Raw genomic sequence first — 23,394 nt, 5'->3', positions numbered from 1 at the left:
GCTCCTCAATCCAGTGGCAATAATGTAGCTTGCTTCAATTTTAATTTTAAAGTTTTGCCTTTGCGGGCTCTTTTACCGATATATTCATGTAAGTCCCCCAAAGCAATTAATTGTTCAACTTCTTTATTTCGATATATACCAGTTGCTTGAATACCTGACTCCGAAACAGCAACGACCTGAGATATAGAGTCTTTAGGATCAAGACCCATCAAAATAGTACCACGTCCACCAGATGATAGCTTTTTAATTTCATCTAAAGATATGATTAAAAATCTATCATTTTTAGACAAAAAGCCGATAAATTTTGTGTTATTAGTTATCGGAACTGGTCTAAGAAGTTCGCTTCCCTCATCCATACTAACAAAGGATTTACCAGCTTTAATTCGCGAAACCATATCTTTGAAATGCGTTATAAAGCCGACTCCGTTATTTTGAAGAAGCAGCCATTCAGAATCATCTTTTCCATTTATATAGTGAGTAATTTGCGTTTTAGATTCAAGGTCAATCATCGCAGTAAATGGCTGACCATCTCCTCTTGCAGATGGCAATGACGACACCGGCACCGTATATACTCTTCCATTAGAGCCAATGCCCACAAGATTATCGACAGTACGTGCCTCATAAGTGGCATATAAGGAGTCCCCTGACTTAAAGTTAAGGGAAGACGCCTCTACACCATGCCCTTGGCGGGCTCTCACCCAACCTTTGTTTGAAACTATGATAGTTACTGGTTCATCAACTACCTTAATTTCAATCGCCGCTTTTTCAGCCTCTTTAATTAGAGTTCTTCTTTCGTCTCCATATTTTTTAGCATCCGCTTCAATCTCTTTTATTATTTGTTTTTTAAGAGAACTATTACTGTTTAAAAGTGATTCAAGTTTTTTCTGTTCGGCTCTTTTATCTGCCAACTCCTGCTCGATTTTTATGGCTTCAAGCTTAGCTAATTGGCGAAGCTTCATCTCCAATATATCTTCCGCTTGACGCTCACTGAGTTCAAATTTTTGCATTAGTGCAGGTTTTGGTTCATCCGAATTTCGAATTGTGCTTATAACCTCATCAATATTAAGCAGTACAAGCTCTCGCCCTTCAAGTACATGAATTCTATCAATCACGCGATCTAGTCTATATTTAGTGCGTGATAAAACCGTTTGGGTTCTAAACTCAACCCACTCACTTAATATCTCTTTTAAATTACGTTGACGAGGTTTTCCGTTAATACCAATACAGACCAAATTTATGGATGAATTGCTCTCCATACTGGTATGCGATAACAAAGCGTTTACAAATTCATCTCTGTCAATCCGAGAAGTCTTAGGCTCAAACACTAATCTTACGGAATCCTCACGACCTGATTCATCTCTTACAGTATCAAGCAATCCAAGCATTAGCGATTTTGTATTCTGCTGCTCAGCGTTTAAAGATTTTTTGCCTTGCTTAACTTTTGGATTTGTAAGCTCTTCGATTTCTTCAAGAACCTTTTGGCATGAGGTATTTGGTGGAAGCTCTGTTACGACTAGCTGCCATTGACCACGAGCAAGCTCCTCAAATTCCCATCTAGCCCTTACTTTAACTGAGCCTTTTCCAGTCTCATATATTTGCTTTAATTGATCTTGGTGAGTGATTATTTGAGCGCCAGAATGATAGTCAGGTCCTGGAATAATTTCGAACAATTCATCTGTAGTTATTTTTGGATTTTTTATGGTGGCAATGCATGCGTTTGCAACCTCTACCAAATTATGCGACGGTATCTCTGTAGCCATACCGACCGCAATACCCGAAGCACCATTTAATAAAATAAAAGGCAATCTAGCAGGGAGCATTGCAGGCTCTAATTCCTGACCATCATAGTTAGGAATAAAATCAACAGTTTTTTCGCCTAGTTCGTCAAGTAACAACTCAGCAATTGGAGCAAGTCTAGCCTCCGTGTAGCGCATGGCAGCTGCTCCATCTCCGTCGCGAGAACCAAAATTTCCTTGTCCGTCTATAAGAGGATAGCGTAAAGAAAACTCCTGAGCCATCCGAACCATAGCTTCATAGGCTGCTTGATCGCCATGAGGGTGATATTTACCTAAAACATCACCCACCACACGTGCGGACTTAACTGGCTTAACCCCAGCTCTAAGACCCATCCGGTCCATAGCATATAAAATGCGTCTTTGCACTGGTTTTTGACCATCACCTACATCTGGCAATGCCCTTCCCTTCACTACTGAAAATGCATAATCTAGGTAAGCTTTACTTGCATATGAGCCTAAGTCAACTCGTTCCTGATCGTTATTTCCGAAATCTAATTCTAATTCTGTATCTTCCATCACACATCCAATTCTGCTAGATTACCCTTCTCTTCAATTAATGCTCTCCGGGCTGATGATTCACTTTTACCCATTAGGGTATCGAAAATTTTATTGATTTCTTCTATGGAACTAGATCCATAAGTCACTTGCATTAGTCGGCGAGTGTCTGGATTCATCGTTGTTTCCCAAAGCTGCTCTGCACTCATCTCACCTAAACCTTTAAAGCGACTTATAGTTAAAGAAGATTCCTTAATATTTTCTTTATTTATTAACTTATCTTTAATGCTTTGTAGTTCTTCAGAATCGAGACAATAAAACTTCCTAGCTGGTCTCTTACCTTGAGCTGGAACATCAATTCTAAATAGAGGAGGTTGAGATATAAAAACAAAACCATTTTCAACCAAACTTGGAAAATGCTTAAAAAATAAAGTCAATAGCAACACTTGAATATGTGAACCATCTACGTCAGCATCAGAAAGAATGCAAATTCTACGGTATCGAATATTGGATAAATCTGGCCTATCATTAGGACCGTGTGGATCTACACCTATCGCTACAGAGATATCATGAATTTCTTTATTTGAAAAAAGTTGATCACGATCTACCTCCCAAGAATTTAAAACCTTACCGCGAAGTGGCAGTACTGCTTGATATTCCTTATCTCGACCTTTTTTAGCAGAACCTCCTGCAGAATCACCCTCAACTAAAAATACTTCAGTCCTAGTTGCGTCGTTGGACTCGCAATCAGTAAGCTTACCTGGCAATACCGCAACACCAGAACTTTTTCTCTTCTCGATTTTCTGAGCCGATTTCGAACGTGCTTGAGCTTGCTTGATTGTGAATTCAGATAATTTTTTGCCCTCATCAACATTTGAATTAAGCCACAATTCAAATGAAGTTTTTACAAAATTACTCACTAATCTAAGGGCATCACGACTATTTAGACGCTCTTTAACTTGTCCTTGAAACTGTGGGTCGAGAACTTTTGCAGATAAAACAAAGCTCGCTCTAGAAAACAAATCCTCTGGCAATAGTTTTACACCTTTAGGTATAAGGCTATGCATTTCTGCAAAGGATTTTAAAGCTTGAAAAAGTCCTTCTCTTAAACCAGATTCATGAGTACCACCGTTTATAGTAGGGATAAGATTAACGTATGATTCGCGAACTAAAGGACCTTCCATTGACCATGCAACGGCCCAACTAGCACCCTCACCCTGTTCAAAAGATTCATGGCCTTCTTGAGCATAATCTTGACCACTAAACAATGGAATAAGCAATTCAGATCCATCGAGCTCCTCTGATAAATAACTTATAAGCCCCGACTCATATAACCATCTATATTTATCTCCAGTTTTTTCTATTTTTAGATTGACCTCAATACCTGGCAATAAAACCGCTTTACTTCGCAGTAGATGAATTAAATCATTTATCGGAATTGAGGCACTATCGAAATATTTAGTATCTGGCCAAACCTTAACCACTGTACCTGATTTGCGTTTAGGGGCGTCCGATATTTTCTCTAACGGCTGCTCTACTTCACCACCATTAGAAAAAATTAATTGGTACACACCCATATCGCGGGTAACATTAACCACTAATCTTGTTGACAATGCATTCGTAACCGAAACGCCTACCCCATGCAGACCACCTGAAAATGCGTAAGCACCCCCATCTTTTTTATTGAACTTGCCTCCAGCATGTAGTCGTGAAAAGACAATCTCCACGACAGGCACATTTTCTTCTGGATGCATGCCCACTGGAATGCCACGACCATCGTCTTCAACAGTGACACTTGAATCTTCATGCAAAGTAACAGATATTTTTTTCGCAAACCCTGCCAATGCTTCATCGGCTGAATTATCTATAACTTCCTGAATTATGTGTAATGGATTTTCTGTTCTGGTATACATGCCTGGACGCTCTTTAACTGGCTCCAGACCTTTGAGGACTCTAATTGAACCCTCATCATATTTATCGTAATTTTTACTACTCACTATGGGCTCTAGTTTGTAACTTAATGTATTTTAGATTGTGCAAAATTCGACTATTTTAAGGAAAAAATATAAAATTTGCTAAAAGCTAATGGTATTATTTAGCTTACTATTATAATTATCGAATCCTATCTAGTTATAAAAATAAGAATATATAACTTCCTACAAATTTCTTCATCCCAAGAGAGAATAATATGATTAAACAAGCAAATTTAGATAGCTTTAAAGCTGAAGTATTAGATTCTACTAAACCTGTTTTAGTTGATTTTTGGGCTCCTTGGTGCGGCCCATGCAAAATGGTTGCACCTATTCTTGAGGAGATCGACTCTGAACTTAGCGAAAAGGTTTCAATCGTTAAAGTTAACGTAGACGATAACCAAGACCTAGCTGCTCAGTTTGGAATTCGTAGCATACCTACTCTTATGTTATTTAAAGACGGTAAGCAATCAGCTGTAAAAGTTGGTGCCGTAAACAAAACTGATTTAACTAATTTCATAAACACTAACATTTAATTTTTACAAGTGGCTTAAACCTAAGGAATTTACTCCTGTCTCCCCTTAAGCCACTTTCAAACTTCATTATCTAAAATGCATCTTAACGAACTCAAAAATCTTCACGTATCTCAATTACTTGATATGGCCCTTGGCCTAGAAATAGAAAACGCAAACCGTTTCCGCAAGCAGGAACTTATGTTCCAAATAATGAAAAAAAGAGCTAAAAACGGTGAACAAATCTTTGGTGACGGAGTTTTGGAAGTATTGCCAGATGGCTTTGGCTTTCTAAGATCACCATATTCATCTTACTTAGCAAGTACTGATGATATCTATATTTCTCCTTCACAAATGCGAAAATTTAATTTACATACAGGAGACCATATTGAGGGCCAGGTCAGGGTTCCAAAAGATGGAGAGCGTTATTTCGCCCTTGTTAAAGTTGAAAAAGTTAACGGACTTGATCCTGAAAAAGTTCAACACAGGATTATGTTCGAAAACCTGACTCCTCTTCACCCTGATGAGCCTCTTAAGCTAGAAAGAGATATTAGAAGTGAGGAAAATTATACTGGCCGAATTCTCGATATCTTTGCTCCTATCGGTAAAGGTCAAAGGGCTTTAATCGTTGCTAGCCCGAAATCAGGTAAAACAGTAATGATGCAACATATCGCTCATTCGATAACCGCAAATTATCCAGAAGCTACTCTTATAGTTTTGCTTGTTGATGAGCGCCCAGAAGAAGTGACAGAAATGCAACGCACTGTTAGGGGTGAAGTTGTGGCATCCACATTCGATGAACCTGCAACACGACACGTACAAGTTGCCGAGATGGTTATAGAGAAAGCAAAACGCTTAGTTGAACTTAAAAAAGATGTTGTAATTTTGCTTGATTCTATCACGCGTCTAGCTAGAGCCTATAACACTGTAGTTCCATCCTCAGGAAAAGTATTAACAGGAGGGGTTGACGCAAATGCATTGCAGCGTCCTAAACGCTTTTTCGGTGCAGCTCGTAATATTGAGGAAGGTGGATCTCTAACTATTATTGGTACTGCATTGATTGAAACTGGTAGCCGTATGGATGAGGTTATTTACGAGGAATTTAAAGGTACTGGTAACTGTGAAATTCACCTAGAAAGGCGTCTTGCAGAAAAACGTGTCTATCCAGCTATCAATCTTAATAAGAGCGGTACACGTAGAGAAGAGTTGCTTATGCGTCCTGAAGATTTACAGAAAACTTGGGTTCTACGTAAATTTATTCATGATATGGATGAAGTAGAAGCAATGGAATTCATCTTAGATAAGATTCGTGCAACGAAAACTAACGATGAATTTTACGAATTAATGAAAAAATAAGACAAAATTAAAAAATGACTGTATAATTTATCTCTTTTTTCCTCCTGTAGCTCAGTTGGTTAGAGCAGAGGACTCATAATCCTTTGGTCGCTGGTTCAAGTCCAGCCGGGAGGACCACCAATTGAAAGCTAAGGCCCCAGTATTTGGGGCCTTTTTCATTAACTATAGATTCAAGTTCTTGAGATTCATTTCATTGTTTTTCGCCATTCTTAACCCCTATAGGACATAGAGCTAGATACTATATTTTTACATTTGATGTAAGGGCCCAAAGATCTTCGGATAAATTGTAAATAGATGAAAAATCACCTTTCTTCAACCACTTAGAAACTTCCTCAGCGACGTCAGGAAAGATTGCTTTAGGAGGATTTGGCTGCGAAATCCAATCTTTCAATGTATCGATTCGAAGTGCGTCTACTACTGTTGCACGATTTAATATTTTTAAAACAGCTGCATTAGATTGCTGTTCAGTATGAGACTTAAGAGGAATAGTAAGAATTTTCTTGCCAAGCACCATTGCTTCACTACAGAGCCCAAAACCAGAATTAGAAATAACTCCATCGCATGAAGCGAAATCGATGGGGAATGTTTCACGACTAAGAGGTTTAACGAGAACATTGCCACTTAAAGAGGGTTTATCTGTTTTTGTATAAAGTATAAATTTATGGTCAGGGATTTTATGAAAAATTTCTAAAAGAGCTTCAAGAGGGTCGATAGGCAAATAAACTAGCGAAAAATCACCAACAACAGTCTCAGTTTTTGAATTTATTTCTATAAGAGGCGGCAAAATAGGATATCCAAAACTATCCCAATGCACACCAAGTCGGTATTTAGCTGGAGCAAAAAACTTTAAGCCCGCACGAAATCCAATAGGAAAATCATAATCAGCAATTGGATATGACAATGCATATTGATGCGAAAGGCCCACTGAAGGCACGCCTGCCCGACGTGCAGCCCAAGCAGAAACTGGTTCAAAATCATTCAAAACCAAATCATATTTATCAAGCGATTTAGCTAACTTAAGATAATCCTTAATAAATTCTATAGGTCTAGAATTAATAACAGTTTTAGGAATCGATACCTCAGAACCGTTATATACAAACGTAAAGCCATGCTTAGTCTGAAAATCCCCAAATTGAGCCATATCGAAATAGGCATCTTTGGGACGGCCACTAAACACAAAATCTACATCAAAGCCATGTGAAAGCAAATGGGGTAGCATCTTTCTAGCTCTAGTTATATGGCCATTTCCCGTGGCTTGTACACCATATAAAATTTTCATAGACCCACCGATAAAGCAATCCAAGCAGATATTTTTCCAAGCAGTCCTCCTGCCAATATATCTGAAGGATAATGCACTCCAAGCAACACCCTAGATAAACCAATCAAACACGCCAACAAATAGACGGGAATCGTAAATGCTGGAAAAAAATTGCTGACCATAGTTGCAAATACAAATGCCGCTGCAGTATGCCCTGATGGAAAGCTAAACGTATCGTTTGGCACGACCACAGCAGAAACATTCTCGTATGTCCTAAATGGTCGATCCCGTTTAATACTATTTTTAATACTCCAATATAAAGGAAGCTCAATCGAGTAGGCAATGCATCCGATAACAAACATCCTCTCACCTAACGAGCCGCCAAACAAAATAAACAATATCCCGCAGAGCACGTAAAATGGTCCATCTCCAAGTTTAGATATTTGACGGCTTATGTATGTGACGCCTTTGTATTTATTTAAAGAGAGCAACCAAAAGAAAAAACGTAACTCCAGTGCTGTTGTTTCTGGATTTGGAAATTTCATTTTGTGTATCTCTTACTTTGTACCATCCGCCTTCCGTTATTTATTTTTGATTTGTGAAAGGGATAATTCAATTAATTTATGAATATCCATATCAGATTTCAATATATTTTTATTTACGGTGGCAATGCCCCTGCCTTCAACCATTAAAACACCATCTACAATCTCAAAATGCTCTAAATTTAAAAGCTCTCTAGTGGCAATAGCCGCTGATTTAGGGTCAGCAAAAGCTTCAGAAATCAATAATTCTTGGGATTCTTCTGATATAAGCTTCCACTTAAAACTACCGTCTACATCTTTATAACTTAAAAATTTCGCAGATTTTTTAGACTTCTTCTTCTCATCTTTTGAAGTGTAAATTTGAGTTGATTTAAAAGATGCAAGCCCCACAGCATCTCTGACTCTCTCCATTAGAGGTCGTGCGTATTCAATTGCTTTTTGAACACCCATTTTTAACACGTCTTCTATATCATCAGGCTTAGAAATATAGCTTTCATAACGCTCTCTCATAGGCGAAAGAATTTCATTTAGCAAAATATACAACTTATCCTTAGCCTCTCCCCATGAGAGCCCCCCTTCTAACTGATTTTTAAAATCAGAACACTCGTCAGCAGAAGCAAAAGCTTTGTAAATCATGAATAAATGAGAATTTTCAGCATCCTTGGCTTCACCTGGCAATTTGGAGTCAGTTTGAATCTGTTTGATTGCATTTTGCAAAGCCATAGAGCCACCATCAAAAAGAGGAATCGTATTGTTATAGCTTTTAGACATCTTTCTACCATCAAGCCCTGGCAATGTAGCTACTTCCTCATCCACTTTAGCTTCTGGCAATACAAATATATCCTCACCCTTAGAATAGTGATGGTTAAATCTCTGAGCTATAAATCGAGTCATCTCTAAATGTTGTACTTGATCTTTTCCGACAGGCACCTCGTGAGCATTAAATAAAAGAATATCAGCAGCCATAAGGATGGGGTAAGAATATAGTCCCATGCTTACACCATCATCTACATCGATATTTCTCTCAAGATTTAGGTCATACACTGCCTTATAAGCATGTGCACGATTCATAAGCCCCTTAGGTGTCATACAAGTCAATATCCATGAGAGTTCTGTTGTAAATGGGACATCAGATTGCCTATAAAAAACAGTTGAGTTTGGATCTAAACCAGCCGCAAGCCATGTAGCTGCTATTTCGAGTCTTGACTTAGAAACTCTCTTAGGGTCATCGCATTTAATCAATGCATGATAATCAGCTAAAAAATAAAAGGCTTCAATTTCTGGATTTTTACTTGCTTCAATCGCAGGTCTTAGTGCACCAGCGTAATTTCCTAAATGAGGTGTTCCTGTGGTAGTAATACCAGTGAGAACTCTTTTTTTATTGTTATTCATCTATTAATGTATTTATTAAAAATTTCCGTAGTATTGCTTATTTTAAATTGCAATGCACGAAGAAGCTGTCCAGTTGTATGATTATCAAAATTATCAAACGGGTAGTATTCGAGTAATTTTGATAAATAGAATCCGCCTCCTGGCGAAATAGAAAAGTTAACATCTTTTTCTCGAGCTAAGAGAAAATTATGAAATGGTTCACATAACTGTTCAGGGCGTCTATATTCCAAACTATTCAAAATATTTGGGCAGTGAACTCTATGCATATAATTTCTAGCATCATTGCGGTTGTTTTTAATTAAGCCAGAATCCTCAATATAGATTTCGCTATTAACTACCTGCACAATTGCTAATTGTGACCCTAATAAAATCTGAAGTTCAGCATCACTTAGTTTTTTAGTATCTTCATCAGAGCTTGGTTCTAATACTTTATCGACTTGCTCTAAAAAGGGATTGATATTTTTAAGATTTGTATTGAAATCAAAATTAAGACCTCCCTCTTGCTCTAAGTCAATCTGAACAGAAATTAAATCATCGATATAACTATTCTCAATATGCAAACTAGCATTCATAGGAGGAATGTCTCGTAGATGAAACCCCTTGAGCTCTTTGTACATATCCTTAAGCGTGTAGAAATAAGATTTATCAGTATTATCGGTAATGTCACTTGCAACTAAATCTAGCTCAAATGTTTTTCTAACACGTTCAAAATTTGTTAAAGCTAACTCTTTAATTTGTATAGGCTTAGGTAAAATTTCTGGAAAATTTAATTCCACTTCCTGGACTTTGGCGGTTTTTCCGAAGCTTGCTGAGATGGACTTCCATTTAATTTTCTCTGAGAGCCCCATCGAGTCTACAATTTCTCTTGCTTGAGCATCTACTCTGTAACTTAGATAATAATTAGCACCAAACCACCCTAGCACTAAAAGTACTAGGATGGCAATGACACCGTAAATCACAAAGGTTTTTTTTGATTTCATATTAGTTGTGAATATTTAATCCCATTTCATTAAACAATGCTTTAAAGTCTGGAGGAGTTGGAGATTGAAATACAGAAAGCAGTTTAGATATTTGGTAAGGAGAATTTGGATTCATTTCTATATGAAATTCTTTATTAGCTCCGGTAAGAAAATTACTTAATGGCCCACAAAGTTGTTCATTATCTAGGTTCACTTGAAACATCACAAGCATTTCAGAACACGTTTTTGCATTATATTGGCCTAATGAGTCACCTGCTAATTTCAAGGCACCTTCATCTTTAAAAGTCATATCCATTTTCTCTATAGAAACAGGAACTAGCAAAGCCATCATACGGGTTGAGTCTTCAGCTACACTAGGGTCTGATTCAAGTTCTTTATATAGAGTGTTCACATTATGAAATACACCTGAAGTATTAATTTTCATAAGTCCCGGCTGAATAAAGTCACCAGTAAAATCTGCCTTATCTGCTCCAACATCTCGAACTACTTTCTGATAAACTTCAAGAGGTTCCAAATTTGAGATTCCAGCTTTAGCTAATTCATTCTTAGCTTCATCATCAGCCATAAATGGGTGTTTTCCATCAATTAGAATATTTTTAGCCTTAAATTCGTAGTTGTAACCACCTTCAACTTTAGTGAAATCCAATACATCTACACTTTCAACTGTAAGTTCAGATTTATCATCTTTATTGATAATTTTGAAATCATTTAATCTAAATCCATCGTTATCTAAATCTGTTTTATCTCCCCATACGATTTCATCTTCTGCGAACTGACTACTTACATATGACTTGAAATTTTCAAATTTCTCATTTGATTTAGTTTCAGTAGGCTTAGGAGCTTCTTGAGTTGTAGTAGTTGTGGTCGTAGGAGTTTCTGGTTGTTTACCTTCTTCGCTTTGAACAATGCTTTGAGTGCTTTGCTGTGTACTTCCTGTATCTTCAACTTTCTTATCAGATTTAAAGAAAAGAAAATATGCCAAAGCAGCAATAATAATTATTGCTAAAGGGATAATGAAATAAAGCGGATTTGTTTTTCTCTCAACAACTGGAGCTTGTTGAGTATAGTTAGGATTATTAGGATTAACACCTGTTGGTTGAACAGGTTGTGGATTTTGTGGGTTTTGCGGATTTTGTGGATTTTTAGTATTGTCGTTCATCACTGTTCCTTTACACGGAAATAACTAAAATTGTAACTTTAATAAGATTTTGTTACTTTTCAATTAAAAAAATTCATATTAAAACAAAATATATGTTTTGACATATAAATAAATTTTTTTCACAACAATTTATAATAAGAGATAAACTTAAATCAAATAAGGGACTATAAATGCTTGATTCTTATCGCAAACACGAGGCAGAACGCGCAGCTCTAGGTATTCCTGCATTACCACTAAGCGCTTCACAAACTACTGATTTAATTGAATTATTAAAAAATCCTCCTTCTGGCGAAGAAGAGTATTTATTAGATTTATTTAAAAATAGAATTCCTGCTGGTGTGGATGACGCCGCTAAAGTAAAAGCAGAATTTTTATCGAAAGTTGCATTCGGAGAAATCAAATTAGATTTAATATCTCCTGAATTAGCTGTGGAATTACTTGGTACTATGTTAGGTGGATACAATGTGGACCCACTTATAAAAGCACTTTCCGACGAGAAATTAGCTCCGATAGCTGCAGATGCCTTAAAGAAAACTCTGCTCGTTTTTGATTCATTTAACAAAATAGACGAACTCAGAAAATCCGGAAATAAATTTGCCGAAGAAGTTATTCAGAGTTGGGCTGATGCTGAATGGTTTACCTCAAGAGAAGAATTACCTGAGTCATTTAAGATTACAGTGTTCAAAGTACCTGGAGAAACTAATACGGATGACCTATCTCCTGCTCCAGATGCTACCACCCGTCCTGACATTCCTCTACATGCATTAGCAATGCTTAAAAATGCACGTGAAGGTGCCGAATTTCAACCTGAAGAACCAGGTAAACGAGGTCCAGTTGCTTTTATCGAAAAATTAAAAGAAAAAGGTAATCTAGTAGCTTATGTTGGTGATGTTGTGGGCACAGGTTCATCACGTAAATCTGCTACTAACTCAGTAATATGGTTTACAGGAAAGGATATTCCTTTTATTCCAAACAAACGCTTTGGAGGCGTATGTTTAGGCGGTAAGATTGCCCCAATTTTCTATAACACGATGGAAGATGCGGGGGCATTGCCAATTGAATTAGATGTATCTCAAATGGAAATGGGAGATGAGATTGAACTTCGCCCATATGAAGGAAAAGCTCTTAAAAACGGAGAAATTATTGCTGACTTTGAAGTTAAGTCCGATGTTTTATTTGATGAAGTAAGAGCTGGCGGTCGCATAAATTTAATTATTGGACGTGCATTGACAGCTAAAGCTAGAGAAGCTTTAGGACTAGAGCCTTCGGATATTTTCCGCAAACCAGCTGAACCTAAACCTAGCAATGCTGGATTTACTTTAGCTCAAAAAATGCTAGGCCGCGCTTGTGGTTTGCCTGAAGGACAAGGCATTCGCCCAGGTACTTATTGCGAACCTAAGATGACATCGGTTGGAAGCCAAGATACAACTGGCCCTATGACTCGCGATGAGCTAAAAGACTTGGCCTGTTTATCATTTGCAGCGGACTTAGTGATGCAGTCATTCTGCCACACTGCACCATATCCAAAACCAATAGACGTTAAAACTCATCAAGAGTTGCCAGATTTTATGAGCTCTCGCGGTGGGATTTCCTTAAAAGTAGGTGATGGAGTAATTCACTCATGGCTAAATAGGATGATATTGCCAGACACTGTTGGTACAGGCGGCGACTCACATACTCGCTTCCCTATCGGAATAAGTTTCCCTGCTGGTTCTGGACTGGTGGCATTTGCAGCTGCTACTGGAACTATGCCTTTAGATATGCCAGAGTCAGTTCTAGTGCGATTTACTGGAAAAATGCAGCCTGGAATTACATTGCGTGATTTAGTTAATGCAATACCATATTTTGCTATTCAACGTGGCTTACTTACAGTCGCTAAAAAAGGTAAGAAAAACGTATTTTCAGGTCGTATCCTTGAAATTGAAGGACTCCCAGACCTTAAAATTGAACAAGCTTTTGAATTGACTGATGCCTCTGCTGAACGTTCAGCTGCTGGATGTACAGTTGCACTTAATAAAGAGCCAATTATCGAATATCTAAACAGCAATATCACGCTTCTTAAAGTGATGCTCGCTAATGGATATCAAAACGCCGAGACTATTAAACGTCGAATTCGTGCTATGGAAGAATGGCTCGCAAATCCACAACTTCTCAAAGCAGACGATAATGCTGAATATGCAGAAGTTATTGAAATTAATATGGACGAGATTACTGAGCCATTGGTTGCGTGCCCTAATGATCCAGACGATATCAAAAAATTATCCGATGTAGCTGGTACTGAAATTGATGAAGTATTTATCGGTAGCTGCATGACAAATATCGGTCACTTTAGAGCTGCTTCAAGATTACTAGAAGGCAAACGCGATATCCCAGTTAGACTTTGGGTTGCTCCTCCTACAAAAATGGACGAGCAGCAGCTTACGAATGAAGGTCATTATGGCGTATTTGGTACAGCTGGTGCTCGTACAGAACTTCCTGGATGTTCATTGTGTATGGGTAACCAAGCACAAGTACACGAAGGAGCTACTGTAATGTCTACAAGTACTCGTAACTTCCCACACCGCCTAGGTAGAAATTCTAATGTATTCTTAGGTTCTGCAGAGTTAGCCGCAATATGTTCAAAACTTGGCCACATTCCGACTACTGAAGAATATCACCGAGATATTAATGTGATTAATGAAAACGGTAGTTCTGTATATAAATATATGAATTTTGATCAAATTAAAGACTTTGTTGATATTGCCAAAACTGTAGAAATCTAATGAATAATATTAAATTTTCAAAAAGGGTTAACCATGGTGAAGTATCAATCATTAGAGAAATACTTAGATTAACCGTTGACCCAAATGTAATTTCATTTGCTGGAGGTCTTCCATCTCCAGCAGGCTTTCCAGTACAGAAAATCAAGGAAGCTTACGACAAAGTTCTCTCTGAAAATCCATATATGGCTCTGCAGTACAACTCTGCTGACGGTTATATTAAACTTAGAGAGTGGGTTGTTGATTACATGGCATCTAAAGGTGCCCAAATTAAGCCATCAAATGTATTAATAGTCTCTGGTTCCCAACAAGCTTTAGATTTAGTGTCTAAAGTGTTTTTAGATGAAGGTTCTAAGATATTGGTTGAAGCACCCTCATATTTAGGTGCTTTGCAATGTTTTGATCAATACTTCCCTAAATACGAGACTATTGAAACTGATGACCACGGTTTGATACCTGAATCGATTACAGAATCTAACGCAAAAGATGCAAGATTCCTGTATGCATTGCCAAATTTTCACAATCCAACTGGCCGTACTTTAAGTGTTGAAAGAAGAATCTCCCTTTTAGAAAAATGTAAGTCACTAAATGTGCCGATTATTGAAGATGATCCATACGGAGAGCTTATCTATCATGGAGAAAGTTTGCCAGGTTTATATGCACTATCTCAGAAACACGGTGGGACAGTGATTAGATTAGGATCTTTCTCTAAAGTATTATCACCTGGGATGCGTATAGGTTATATCGTTGCAGATGAGAAAATTATTAATGCTTTAGTTGAACTTAAACAAGCTACGGACTTGCATACGTCAGTAATCACTCAGATGGCGGTATACGAAACTATTAAGGATAATTTCCTTGATGAGCATCTTCCTAAAGTAAGAGAGATTTATCGCAACCAATGCAATTATATGCTTGAGTCCTTGGAAGAAAACTTTAAGGATATTGATGCAAAATGGACGAAACCAGAAGGCGGGATGTTTATTTGGATGACATTGCCACCTGAATTCAATACCTTAGACCTTCTTACGCCTACGATTAGAGATTATAAAGTTGCCTATGTACCAGGCTCAGCCTTCTATGTAGCGTCGGACCCTGTTCATGTTAAACACAATGAACTACGCCTAAGTTTCGTTACCGTAGCAGAAGACAAAATCCGCAAAGGCGTAGAGCAGCTCGCTCAATCAATTAAAAACGCTAAACGATAAATGCCTCTTCCAGCTAGCATCGATGTTTTCTGCAATGTAATCGATAATTTCGGAGATATTGGTGTTAGCTGGAGATTATGCAAGGATTTAGCTGCGAGGCTTCCAGAATCTAAAATTCGGCTATTTACAAATAAACCTGATACTCTCAAGACAATTGAGCCCTCCTATCAATCATATAGGGTTAAGGTCATGGGGTATCAGACTCTAGAAGATGACCTTTTCGATGGCATCACACCAGCTTATGCGGTTATTGAGGCTTTTGGCTGCGACCTGCCTCAGTCCTATATTTCAAAGATGCGGGGCCAGACCGATATATGGATTAATCTTGAGTATTTAAGTGCTGAGGCTTGGATTGAATCGTATCATTTGACCCCCTCGTTTCAAAACAACGGCGTTCCTAAATATTTCTTTATGCCTGGGTTAACAAAGAAGAGCGGAGGATTACTTTGTGAACTTGATGCGCTCGATAGATTAAATTCGTTTAAAGGTGAATTTAAGTCTAGCTGGATCAATAAATATTGTGGCAATGCCCTCGCCCCTCTCATCTCAAATGGATATAAAGTAATTAATTTTTTCACCTATCCACATGCCCCCATAGAGGCCATAATCAATGGCCTGCAGAATTCTACGACAAAGGATGAGAATCTAGTCTTTCAATTCCCCATAAGCGTTTATAAAAACTTTCCCCAAATTAAAAATCTCAAAATTTCGAATAATCACAAGATTAATATATGTGACTTTGTCCCACATTCGGAATTTGATTATTTGCTACAAGTGGGGGATTTGAATTTTGTGCGTGGTGAAGATAGTTTTGTAAGAGCTATATGGTCTGGAAAACCCTTTTACTGGAATATTTATAAACAAACGGAAGACACTCATTTAGTAAAGCTTAAAGCTTGGCTTAAGATTGCTGGTTTTGGAGATAAATATTTCGAAGCTTCCTTACAATTAAATGACCCACGACGAGGCAATGCATTGTTAATCGAAAATATTGGAGATATTCTAGGAGGATATTTAAAGAAAGAGTTTTATGGGTTAAGGGAGCATTGCCAAAGGGAAATACCAGACTTAACGGGCCAATTAATTGAATTTTTGGCACGTAAATCTAAAAAATTGTAAAATAGTCGGATTAGATTTTTTCCATATCGGAGCCCTTTTTTTCATGAAAACTGCACAAGAGTTACGTGTGGGTAACGTTGTTTTAGTTAATAACGAGCCACTTGTAGTACAAAAAGCTGAATACAATAAATCAGGCCGCAACGCTGCCGTAGTTAAACTTAAATTCAAAAATCTTCTAACATCTTCTGGATCTGAGTCTGTGTATAAAGCGGACGAAAAATTCGATGTTGTTATGCTTGAGAAAAAAGAGTGCACATACTCTTACTTTGCTGACCCTATGTACGTGTTTATGGACGAGGAGTACAACCAACACGATGTTGAAGCGGATAATATGGGAGATGCTTTAAATTTCTTAGAAGAAGGCATGACTGTTGAAGTTGTGTTCTACGAGGGACGTGCTATTTCTGTAGAGCTGCCTACAATTATTGTTCGTGAAATCGTGTATACAGAGCCTGCGGTAAAAGGCGATACTTCAGGTAAGGTTATGAAACCAGCAAAAATCAATACTGGTTTTGAACTTCAAGTACCTTTATTTTGCAATATAGGGGACAAAATCGAAATTGATACTCGCACAAATGAATACAGAAGCCGCGTTTAATCTTCGTATTTAAAAAAATCCCAACTCGATGTTGGGATTTTTTATTTTGTGTTCTTTTAATCTCTGAAATTATTAAAACTAAGTGGTGCGTCAGAAATTTCTTTTTTAACTAAAGCTATAGCCTCTTGTAATGTATCACGCTTAGCACCAGTAACTCGAACAGCATCTCCTTGAATGCTAGCCTGCACTTTGAGTTTGCTATCTTTTATAGTTTTAACTATTTTTTTAGCTAGGTCTGAACTTACGCCTTTAGTTATAGAAGCGAGCTGCTTGATTTTATCGCCTGAGATTTTTTCTTGTTTTCCATAATCTAAAAAACGTAAATCTACATTGCGTTTAGCCATTTTGTTATGAAGAACATCTTTTACTTGATTAAGCTTAAACTCATCATCCGCAAAAATGGATAGACTTAGGTCCTTTTGCTCTATGCGTGCATCTGAACCTTTGAAATCAAAGCGAGTAGAAATTTCTTTATTTGCTTGCTCAATAGCGTTTTTAACTTCGATAGTATCTGGTTCACTAACAATATCAAACGAAGGCATATAAGAATCCTCTTAATTAAGTTTCTTTTTAAAATCAGGGTCAAGAAAATCTGGCACCGCAAGGGTGGCAATGCCCTCTTCCTCCAGCATCTTGCGTTGTTTTATTGAAGCTTTTCCTCTAACGGGTCTAGCTGGCTCTTCTCCTTTATGGATTCTGATTACTACATCTGTAAATCCATCACCTACATCTTCCGCAGCTGTTATTGCTTTTTCGATAGCTTTAAAAACTTCGGTAACCATCTCTTCTGGAAGGGAAGCTTCTGAAGTTTTCTCAGATTCAGGTTTAGAGTCAGGTTCAATAGATTTCTTTTTGCTTGATGAAGTAGCAATATGAGGAACCGACGCAGTCTTATAAACATTTGTAGACTGGCAATAAGGGCATTCGATTAATTCCATACTCGCTTGCTTTTCGAGTGCTTCTGAAGATTCAAACCAACCTTCAAATTCGTGACCGTGATCGCAGCTAAGATTAAATACTTTTAAACTCATAAATTTATACTTATTGCTAATTCTGTATTTTACTTTATATGGGGTTATTTAGACATTTTTCAACTAAATATAGGGTTTCTCTATTCAATATTTAGCTTTAAACGTTTAAAATATAAGATTTTAATAATAACAATTTAATCCTAACATGTCTTTGATTGTTCATAAATACGGTGGAACATCTATGGGTTCCCTTGAGCGTATTAAAAATGTTGCTAAACGTGTGGCTAAGTGGTATGCCGCAGGCCATAAAATCGTTGTAGTTCCTTCTGCAATGGCTGGCGAAACTAATAGATTATTGGGCATGGCTAAAGACATAAACGAATTAGCTGATCGTCGTGAATTGGATATGCTCGCCGCAACAGGTGAGCAAGTAAGTAGTGCCTTACTTGTTATTGCACTTCAGAATGAAGGAATTCCAGCTAGAAGTTATGCTGGCTGGCAGTTACCGATTCGTACTGATAAATCTTATACTAAAGCTCGCATTGAATCTATAAACGGTGATCGAATTACTAAAGACCTTAATAAAGGGAAAGTAGTAGTAGTGACTGGATTTCAGGGGGTTGATGAAGACGGAAACATTACCACCCTAGGTAGAGGTGGATCAGATACATCTGCAGTTGCAATTGCTGCTGCTATTAAAGCAGAAGAATGTTTGATATTCACTGATGTAGATGGTGTTTATACCACAGACCCTAGAATTGAACCTGATGCTCGCCGCATGCCATTTGTGTCCTTCGAAGAGATGCTTGAGATGGCTTCATTAGGCTCAAAAGTATTACAAATTCGTGCTGTGGAATTTGCAGGGAAATACCATGTTCCATTACGCGTATTGTCATCGTTAACTGATCCAGATATGGATTTAGAAGTAGAAAAAAATTCGGGCACTTTAATCACACTTGAGGAAAATACAAATATGGAAGCAGCTGTTGTTTCAGGAATCGCATTTAGTAGAGATGAAGCTAAGATAACACTTCTAGGTGTACCAGATAACCCAGGTGTTGCTCATAGTATTCTAGATCCCATTGCTCAAGCTAACATTGATGTTGATATGATTATTCAAAATACATCAGTTGATGGCACAACAGACTTTTCTTTCACTATTAATAGAAGTGATTTTGCACGAGCTCGTGAAGTTATTGAGCAAATAGTAAGTACTATTGGTGCTCGTGAGATGATTGCCGACGATAAAATTGCAAAAGTATCAATCGTAGGTATTGGTATGAGATCTCATAGTGGTGTCGCAGCGAAAATGTTCCGTGCCCTATCTCAAGAAGGTATTAATATTATGATGATTAGTACTAGTGAGATTAAAACCTCAGTTGCGATTGAGGATAAATATATGGAACTTGCGGTTAGAGCACTACATAAAGCTTTCGAACTCGATAAAGAACCAGTTAAACTTTAATTTAAAATTGATTTTGGCCCTCTTAAAGGTTAAAATTTTTAATTCTTTTTTATACGGAAACGTGGCCGAGAGGCTGAAGGCACTTCCCTGCTAAGGAAGCATACGGACTTAAATCTGTATCGAGGGTTCGAATCCCTCCGTTTCCGCCATATGAATAATTTAAAAGCTAGTATTTATTTAATACTAGCTTTTTTTATATAACGCAGATTACTAAACTCCAAGAGCCCCCTGCCCCTTAGAATTTTTATTCATAAATGCCATAACTAAAAACAACGCAATACCTGCTAGGTCAGTGGTCAATTCTGGGAATATAAGCATCAATCCAGCAACTGCAAATACTATTCGCTGCCAAGTTGGAATGTGTTTAAATAAATAACCTTCTAATGCTGCAGATAAGCTTAAAACACCCATAAAAGAGGTCACAATAACAGCTAGTATTTCTATTACTCCTGGCAATGGAAACTCTTTTGCAGTCACTGTTATACCTTCAACATCAATCAATAACATATCAGGGTTATATACAAACATATATGGCACGATAAACCCAGCTAAAGCCAACCTGAGGGATATAAATCCTGTCTTCATTGGATTACCCCCTGCAATACCTGCCCCAGCGAAAGAAGCTAAGGCAACAGGAGGAGTAATATTAGCGAAGATACCAAAATAGAATACAAAAAAGTGTGCAACTAAAACTGGTACATCAAAATGAGCTAGTGCTGGAGCAGCCATAGTAGCAGTGATAATATAAGCTGGAATTGATGGCAGGCCCATACCCAAAATCATGGAGGCGATCATAGTTAGGAATAGAGTTAAAAACAATGAATTTTGACCTAAACTAACAATTAGTGAGGTCATAATTGATCCGAAACTTGTTAAACTTACTACCCCAATAACTATACCTACTACCGCACACGCAGCCATTACGGATAGGGATTGTTTAGCACCGTCCTCTAAGGCCTCCAAAATTTGCTTAGGGCCCATACGAGTTTCCTTGCGAAGCCAGGAAATTACTATTGTGAATGCAATGGTGTAAGCCGCCGAATATCCAATTGGTACAGATTTTCCAAGCATCACAATTAAAAACACAATAGGTAATAGCATATGACCACGTGCTATTAAAACATCTTTTAAGCGAGGTAAATCAGCTTTAGCAACACCGCTTAAATTAGTGCTCCCTGCCCTGAAATGCACTTGAGCAATCACCCCAAAATAATAGAGCAATGCTGGCAATAAGCCCGCTAACGCAATTGTTCCATAAGACACACCAGTTGTCTCTGACATAATGAAGGCACTGGCACCCATGATTGGTGGCAATATCTGACCTCCTACTGAGGCGCTAGCTTCCACCGCTCCAGCAAAATTTTTGTGATATCCAATTTTTTTCATCAATGGTATGGTGAATGCACCTGTACCCACAACATTTGCAATTGCAGATCCATTAATACTTCCCATAAAGCCACTTGATATAACGGCTACCTTAGCTGGACCGCCTTTTTGGCTACCTGCAAGAGCTAGGGCTAAGTCATTGAACAATTGGCCCATGCATGATCTTGATAAAAAGGCACCAAACAAAATGAATAAGAATATAAAGTTAACTGATGCACCAATTGCAGATGAATAAATACCCTCAGTCTTTAGATATAACTGACCAAATATATCTCCTATATCGTAGGGCCTAGTCATCAATCTACCAGGCATAAAATCCATATGACTAATAAAAGGATATAGCAAGAATATCAAAGCAAAAATAGGCAATATCCAACCAGTAATTCTTCTACCTGCTTCAATAACGATAATTACAGTAATTATGGACATCACAATATCCATCTGATTAGGCATGCCGCCTCTAGAAGTAGATAGAGCCTCGTATTCAAAAGCTATATAAATGAAACTTGCTAATGCTCCGATACAGAAAACAATTTCATACCAAGGAATAGTTCTGCGACTACTAGATTTGAAAGGTGGATACAACAAAAAAATTAAAAATACACCCAAACCTACGTGAATAGATCTTAGTACTAGTGTAGGTACTGGATAGAAAGTTGTGTATATATGAAAAAGCGAATAAAAAATTGCAACTGCAGAAATTAAATATTTGAAAAATTTGTTATCTGGATGTCTAGTGACAGACTCACGATCAAACTTTTCCAAAATAGTTTGACTATCATTGCTTTGATCTAAATTATTTGTCATTACAAAAACCTCCAAACAACATCTTTATAAAAGGTTTACTTATAGATTCAATATGAACCTCGGTAAACCTTGGTACTTCCTTACTTATAACCCAATCATGCCCATCAGCAATGATAGAGCCTTGCATATTTTGTGATACAACCCAATTTAGCATTGGTATTTTACGATTTACTTTATAACCTATAAAACCCTTAGGTGCATCTATAACTTCACCATCAGAAGGAGTACCTGCACCAAAAGTTTTAAGATACGTGCTCTCTAAAAGTATATATCCATATTTAGCTTCGTAATTTTCTATCCAGGTCTCATGTTCAACTGAATGTACCCAGGATAAGGAAAATTTACCGTCAGATAATAAACATGACTTATCGAGATATGAAATTTTGGCTCTATTTATAGGGTAAAACAGAGCCAAAACTAAAAGAGATGCACAAATCAGAATTAATCTGATTTTGCTCATACTAACAAAAAATTAAGCTATTACTGTTTAGCGTTAAGTTCGTCGTAGTATTTTTTCGCTCCAGGGTGAATAGGAGCAACCATACCTTCTTGAGCAGATTTCGAATCGACAGCCTTAATTGCTTGATGCGAATTTTGTAGATTAGGCAATTTTTCAATGAATGTTTTAGTTAATTTATAAACATCATCGTCGCTAAGTTTACTAGAAACGATAATTGCATTCCTAATAACTGCAGTTGTTACAGGCTCATCATTACCGTAGGTGCCAGCTGGAATCTCTTTAGAACTAAAGTACGGTGCTTTATCTGCGATTTCTTTAAGTTTTTCCGCTGGAACAGATACTAATTTCATAGGAAAGCTTCTAGATAATTCTAATAAAGATGCATTAGGCAAACCAGAAGTTAAGAATGCAACATCAACTTTTCCAGTTTTTAGTGCGTCTGCAGATTCTGCATATCCTAAATAATCAACTTTAATATCGTTATATGTCATACCAAAGCCTTCAATAAGATTTCTGGCATTTGCCTCTGTACCAGAGCCAGGTGCACCAACAGAAACACGTTTACCTTTAATATCTGCCAAAGTATTAATTCCAGAGTCTTTAGAAGTCACAACTTGCACAAAGTTAGGATATAGGACAGCCATCTGACGAATAGTCTCTACAGGCTGTTTAAAGCTATTTTGCCCTTTAACCGCATCAGAAAGGATATCTGACATCAAGAATGCCATCTCAACTTTTCCGCCACCTACTAAATTAGCATTTTCTACTGAAGCACCAGTAGTTTGAGTTTTAGAATTTACGCCATAAGCTTTGTTATATTCGTCAGCTAAAGTAGTTGCGATAATGTTATATGGACCTGATGCACCACCAGTTGCAATCGTTACGAATTTGGTTTCTAAACCTTCTGATTTAGCTGTATCAGATGAAGTTTCAGGAGCTTTAGTTTCTTGTGTTACCGTTTTAGTTTCTGTGGTTGTGGTTTCAGTTTTGCTGGTTGTTTTGTTAGTATCCTCTTTTTCTCCACATGCTGCCAAGGCAACTAATACGAAGGCTAAAATGCTAGTCGTTTTAAACAATTTCATAAAATACTCCTAAATAAATTGCACTAGTATATTTAATTAATAGTAACATTTGAATTTAAAACTTTAACTAGTAAAACCA

General features: G+C 37.4%; 19 protein-coding genes and 2 tRNA genes. 9 read left to right on the top strand and 12 right to left on the bottom strand.

Translation table 11 applies throughout. The features are described 5' to 3' along the window. Positions 1-5 precede the first annotated feature (5 nt). Together parC and parE are read right to left on the bottom strand one after the other, a co-directional pair. Positions 6-2,312, bottom strand: a complete 2,307-nt coding sequence (gene parC / locus TASI_RS03275; protein WP_014111337.1) for a DNA topoisomerase IV subunit A — start codon at positions 2,310-2,312, stop codon at positions 6-8. Further along, positions 2,312-4,288 carry a DNA topoisomerase IV subunit B gene (gene parE / locus TASI_RS03270; protein ID WP_014111336.1) on the bottom strand — a complete coding sequence of 659 codons (1,977 nt, stop codon included), beginning with the start codon at positions 4,286-4,288 and terminating at the stop codon, positions 2,312-2,314. The genes parC and parE overlap by 1 nt, the downstream gene beginning before the upstream one ends. 191 nt (positions 4,289-4,479) lie before the next feature. Between parE and trxA the strand changes: the two genes are divergently transcribed. The 3 genes from trxA to TASI_RS03255 all read left to right on the top strand — a co-directional run bounded on the left by trxA (position 4,480) and on the right by TASI_RS03255 (position 6,246). Beyond that, on the top strand, positions 4,480-4,797 hold the full coding sequence (gene trxA, locus TASI_RS03265) for a thioredoxin (protein ID WP_014111335.1): 318 nt from the start codon (positions 4,480-4,482) through the stop codon (positions 4,795-4,797). Positions 4,798-4,872: 75 nt separating this feature from the next. Beyond that, positions 4,873-6,129 carry a transcription termination factor Rho gene (rho, locus tag TASI_RS03260; protein WP_014111334.1) on the top strand — a complete coding sequence of 419 codons (1,257 nt, stop codon included), beginning with the start codon at positions 4,873-4,875 and terminating at the stop codon, positions 6,127-6,129. 40 nt (positions 6,130-6,169) lie between these two features. Next, positions 6,170-6,246 (top strand) — tRNA-Ile (locus tag TASI_RS03255). A gap of 121 nt (positions 6,247-6,367) precedes the next feature. Here the strand turns inward: TASI_RS03255 and TASI_RS03250 are convergent. From TASI_RS03250 to TASI_RS03230, 5 genes are read right to left on the bottom strand one after another with little or no spacing between them, the layout of a single operon-like run. Then, a complete protein-coding gene (locus TASI_RS03250; protein WP_014111333.1) occupies positions 6,368-7,408 on the bottom strand; it encodes a glycosyltransferase family protein in 1,041 nt (346 codons plus the stop codon). Next, positions 7,405-7,932, bottom strand: coding sequence for a phosphatase PAP2 family protein (locus tag TASI_RS03245; RefSeq protein WP_014111332.1), 528 nt, complete (start codon positions 7,930-7,932; stop codon positions 7,405-7,407). The genes TASI_RS03250 and TASI_RS03245 overlap by 4 nt, the downstream gene beginning before the upstream one ends. Before the next feature lie 36 nt (positions 7,933-7,968). Continuing rightward, on the bottom strand, positions 7,969-9,321 hold the full coding sequence (locus tag TASI_RS03240; protein WP_014111331.1) for a tryptophan--tRNA ligase: 1,353 nt from the start codon (positions 9,319-9,321) through the stop codon (positions 7,969-7,971). Beyond that, entirely contained in the window at positions 9,318-10,301 is a 984-nt protein-coding gene (locus TASI_RS03235; protein ID WP_014111330.1) for a hypothetical protein, read from the bottom strand. The genes TASI_RS03240 and TASI_RS03235 overlap by 4 nt, the downstream gene beginning before the upstream one ends. Position 10,302: 1 nt before the next feature. Further along, positions 10,303-11,460 (bottom strand): hypothetical protein, encoded by a 1,158-nt coding sequence (locus TASI_RS03230; RefSeq protein ID WP_014111329.1) that lies wholly within the window; start codon positions 11,458-11,460, stop codon positions 10,303-10,305. A 170-nt stretch (positions 11,461-11,630) separates the two neighbouring features. On the opposite strand from TASI_RS03230, the gene acnB reads away from it, so the two are divergent. From acnB to efp, 4 genes are read left to right on the top strand one after another with little or no spacing between them, the layout of a single operon-like run. Beyond that, positions 11,631-14,222, top strand: coding sequence for a bifunctional aconitate hydratase 2/2-methylisocitrate dehydratase (gene acnB, locus TASI_RS03225; RefSeq protein ID WP_014111328.1), 2,592 nt, complete (start codon positions 11,631-11,633; stop codon positions 14,220-14,222). Beyond that, complete coding sequence (locus TASI_RS03220) at positions 14,222-15,427, top strand: aminotransferase-like domain-containing protein (RefSeq protein ID WP_014111327.1); 1,206 nt, start codon at positions 14,222-14,224, stop codon at positions 15,425-15,427. The genes acnB and TASI_RS03220 overlap by 1 nt, the downstream gene beginning before the upstream one ends. Beyond that, positions 15,428-16,546 carry an elongation factor P maturation arginine rhamnosyltransferase EarP gene (gene earP, locus TASI_RS03215; protein WP_014111326.1) on the top strand — a complete coding sequence of 373 codons (1,119 nt, stop codon included), beginning with the start codon at positions 15,428-15,430 and terminating at the stop codon, positions 16,544-16,546. A gap of 43 nt (positions 16,547-16,589) precedes the next feature. Then, positions 16,590-17,144, top strand: a complete 555-nt coding sequence (efp, locus tag TASI_RS03210; RefSeq protein ID WP_014111325.1) for an elongation factor P — start codon at positions 16,590-16,592, stop codon at positions 17,142-17,144. Positions 17,145-17,200: 56 nt separating this feature from the next. Here efp and TASI_RS03205 read toward each other — a convergent pair whose 3' ends face one another. Continuing rightward, complete coding sequence (locus tag TASI_RS03205) at positions 17,201-17,686, bottom strand: YajQ family cyclic di-GMP-binding protein (protein ID WP_014111324.1); 486 nt, start codon at positions 17,684-17,686, stop codon at positions 17,201-17,203. Positions 17,687-17,698: 12 nt separating this feature from the next. Further along, on the bottom strand, positions 17,699-18,175 hold the full coding sequence (locus TASI_RS03200) for a DUF1178 family protein (RefSeq protein WP_014111323.1): 477 nt from the start codon (positions 18,173-18,175) through the stop codon (positions 17,699-17,701). Between the two features lie 145 nt (positions 18,176-18,320). On the opposite strand from TASI_RS03200, the gene TASI_RS03195 reads away from it, so the two are divergent. Continuing rightward, positions 18,321-19,580: an aspartate kinase gene (locus tag TASI_RS03195; protein ID WP_014111322.1), complete on the top strand. Its 1,260-nt coding sequence runs from the start codon at positions 18,321-18,323 to the stop codon at positions 19,578-19,580. Between the two features lie 55 nt (positions 19,581-19,635). Next, positions 19,636-19,729 (top strand) — tRNA-Ser (locus tag TASI_RS03190). Between the two features lie 61 nt (positions 19,730-19,790). On the opposite strand, the gene TASI_RS03185 is transcribed toward TASI_RS03190, so the two are convergent. From TASI_RS03185 to TASI_RS03175, 3 genes are read right to left on the bottom strand one after another with little or no spacing between them, the layout of a single operon-like run. Next, positions 19,791-21,773, bottom strand: a complete 1,983-nt coding sequence (locus TASI_RS03185; protein WP_014111321.1) for a TRAP transporter permease — start codon at positions 21,771-21,773, stop codon at positions 19,791-19,793. Beyond that, positions 21,763-22,233: a DUF1850 domain-containing protein gene (locus TASI_RS03180; protein WP_014111320.1), complete on the bottom strand. Its 471-nt coding sequence runs from the start codon at positions 22,231-22,233 to the stop codon at positions 21,763-21,765. The genes TASI_RS03185 and TASI_RS03180 overlap by 11 nt, the downstream gene beginning before the upstream one ends. Positions 22,234-22,253: 20 nt before the next feature. After that, entirely contained in the window at positions 22,254-23,315 is a 1,062-nt protein-coding gene (locus TASI_RS03175; protein ID WP_014111319.1) for a TAXI family TRAP transporter solute-binding subunit, read from the bottom strand. Between the last annotated feature and the right edge of the window lie 79 nt (positions 23,316-23,394).

Source organism: Taylorella asinigenitalis MCE3 (genome assembly GCF_000226625.1).
GTDB lineage: Bacteria > Pseudomonadota > Gammaproteobacteria > Burkholderiales > Burkholderiaceae_B > Taylorella > Taylorella asinigenitalis.
This window is presented reverse-complemented; position numbering and strand designations above follow the sequence as displayed.

What these genes read in the sequence shown, in the direction of transcription:
- parC (WP_014111337.1), bottom strand. Translation starts at nt 2,312, where the DNA reads ATGGAAGATACAGAATTAGAATTAGATTTCGGAAATAACGATCAGGAA.
- trxA (WP_014111335.1), top strand. Translation starts at nt 4,480, where the DNA reads ATGATTAAACAAGCAAATTTAGATAGCTTTAAAGCTGAAGTATTAGAT.
- rho (WP_014111334.1), top strand. Translation starts at nt 4,873, where the DNA reads ATGCATCTTAACGAACTCAAAAATCTTCACGTATCTCAATTACTTGAT.
- TASI_RS03250 (WP_014111333.1), bottom strand. Translation starts at nt 7,408, where the DNA reads ATGAAAATTTTATATGGTGTACAAGCCACGGGAAATGGCCATATAACT.
- TASI_RS03245 (WP_014111332.1), bottom strand. Translation starts at nt 7,932, where the DNA reads ATGAAATTTCCAAATCCAGAAACAACAGCACTGGAGTTACGTTTTTTC.
- TASI_RS03240 (WP_014111331.1), bottom strand. Translation starts at nt 9,321, where the DNA reads ATGAATAACAATAAAAAAAGAGTTCTCACTGGTATTACTACCACAGGA.
- TASI_RS03235 (WP_014111330.1), bottom strand. Translation starts at nt 10,301, where the DNA reads ATGAAATCAAAAAAAACCTTTGTGATTTACGGTGTCATTGCCATCCTA.
- TASI_RS03230 (WP_014111329.1), bottom strand. Translation starts at nt 11,460, where the DNA reads ATGAACGACAATACTAAAAATCCACAAAATCCGCAAAACCCACAAAAT.
- acnB (WP_014111328.1), top strand. Translation starts at nt 11,631, where the DNA reads ATGCTTGATTCTTATCGCAAACACGAGGCAGAACGCGCAGCTCTAGGT.
- TASI_RS03220 (WP_014111327.1), top strand. Translation starts at nt 14,222, where the DNA reads ATGAATAATATTAAATTTTCAAAAAGGGTTAACCATGGTGAAGTATCA.
- earP (WP_014111326.1), top strand. Translation starts at nt 15,428, where the DNA reads ATGCCTCTTCCAGCTAGCATCGATGTTTTCTGCAATGTAATCGATAAT.
- efp (WP_014111325.1), top strand. Translation starts at nt 16,590, where the DNA reads ATGAAAACTGCACAAGAGTTACGTGTGGGTAACGTTGTTTTAGTTAAT.
- TASI_RS03205 (WP_014111324.1), bottom strand. Translation starts at nt 17,686, where the DNA reads ATGCCTTCGTTTGATATTGTTAGTGAACCAGATACTATCGAAGTTAAA.
- TASI_RS03200 (WP_014111323.1), bottom strand. Translation starts at nt 18,175, where the DNA reads ATGAGTTTAAAAGTATTTAATCTTAGCTGCGATCACGGTCACGAATTT.
- TASI_RS03195 (WP_014111322.1), top strand. Translation starts at nt 18,321, where the DNA reads ATGTCTTTGATTGTTCATAAATACGGTGGAACATCTATGGGTTCCCTT.
- TASI_RS03185 (WP_014111321.1), bottom strand. Translation starts at nt 21,773, where the DNA reads ATGACAAATAATTTAGATCAAAGCAATGATAGTCAAACTATTTTGGAA.
- TASI_RS03180 (WP_014111320.1), bottom strand. Translation starts at nt 22,233, where the DNA reads ATGAGCAAAATCAGATTAATTCTGATTTGTGCATCTCTTTTAGTTTTG.
- TASI_RS03175 (WP_014111319.1), bottom strand. Translation starts at nt 23,315, where the DNA reads ATGAAATTGTTTAAAACGACTAGCATTTTAGCCTTCGTATTAGTTGCC.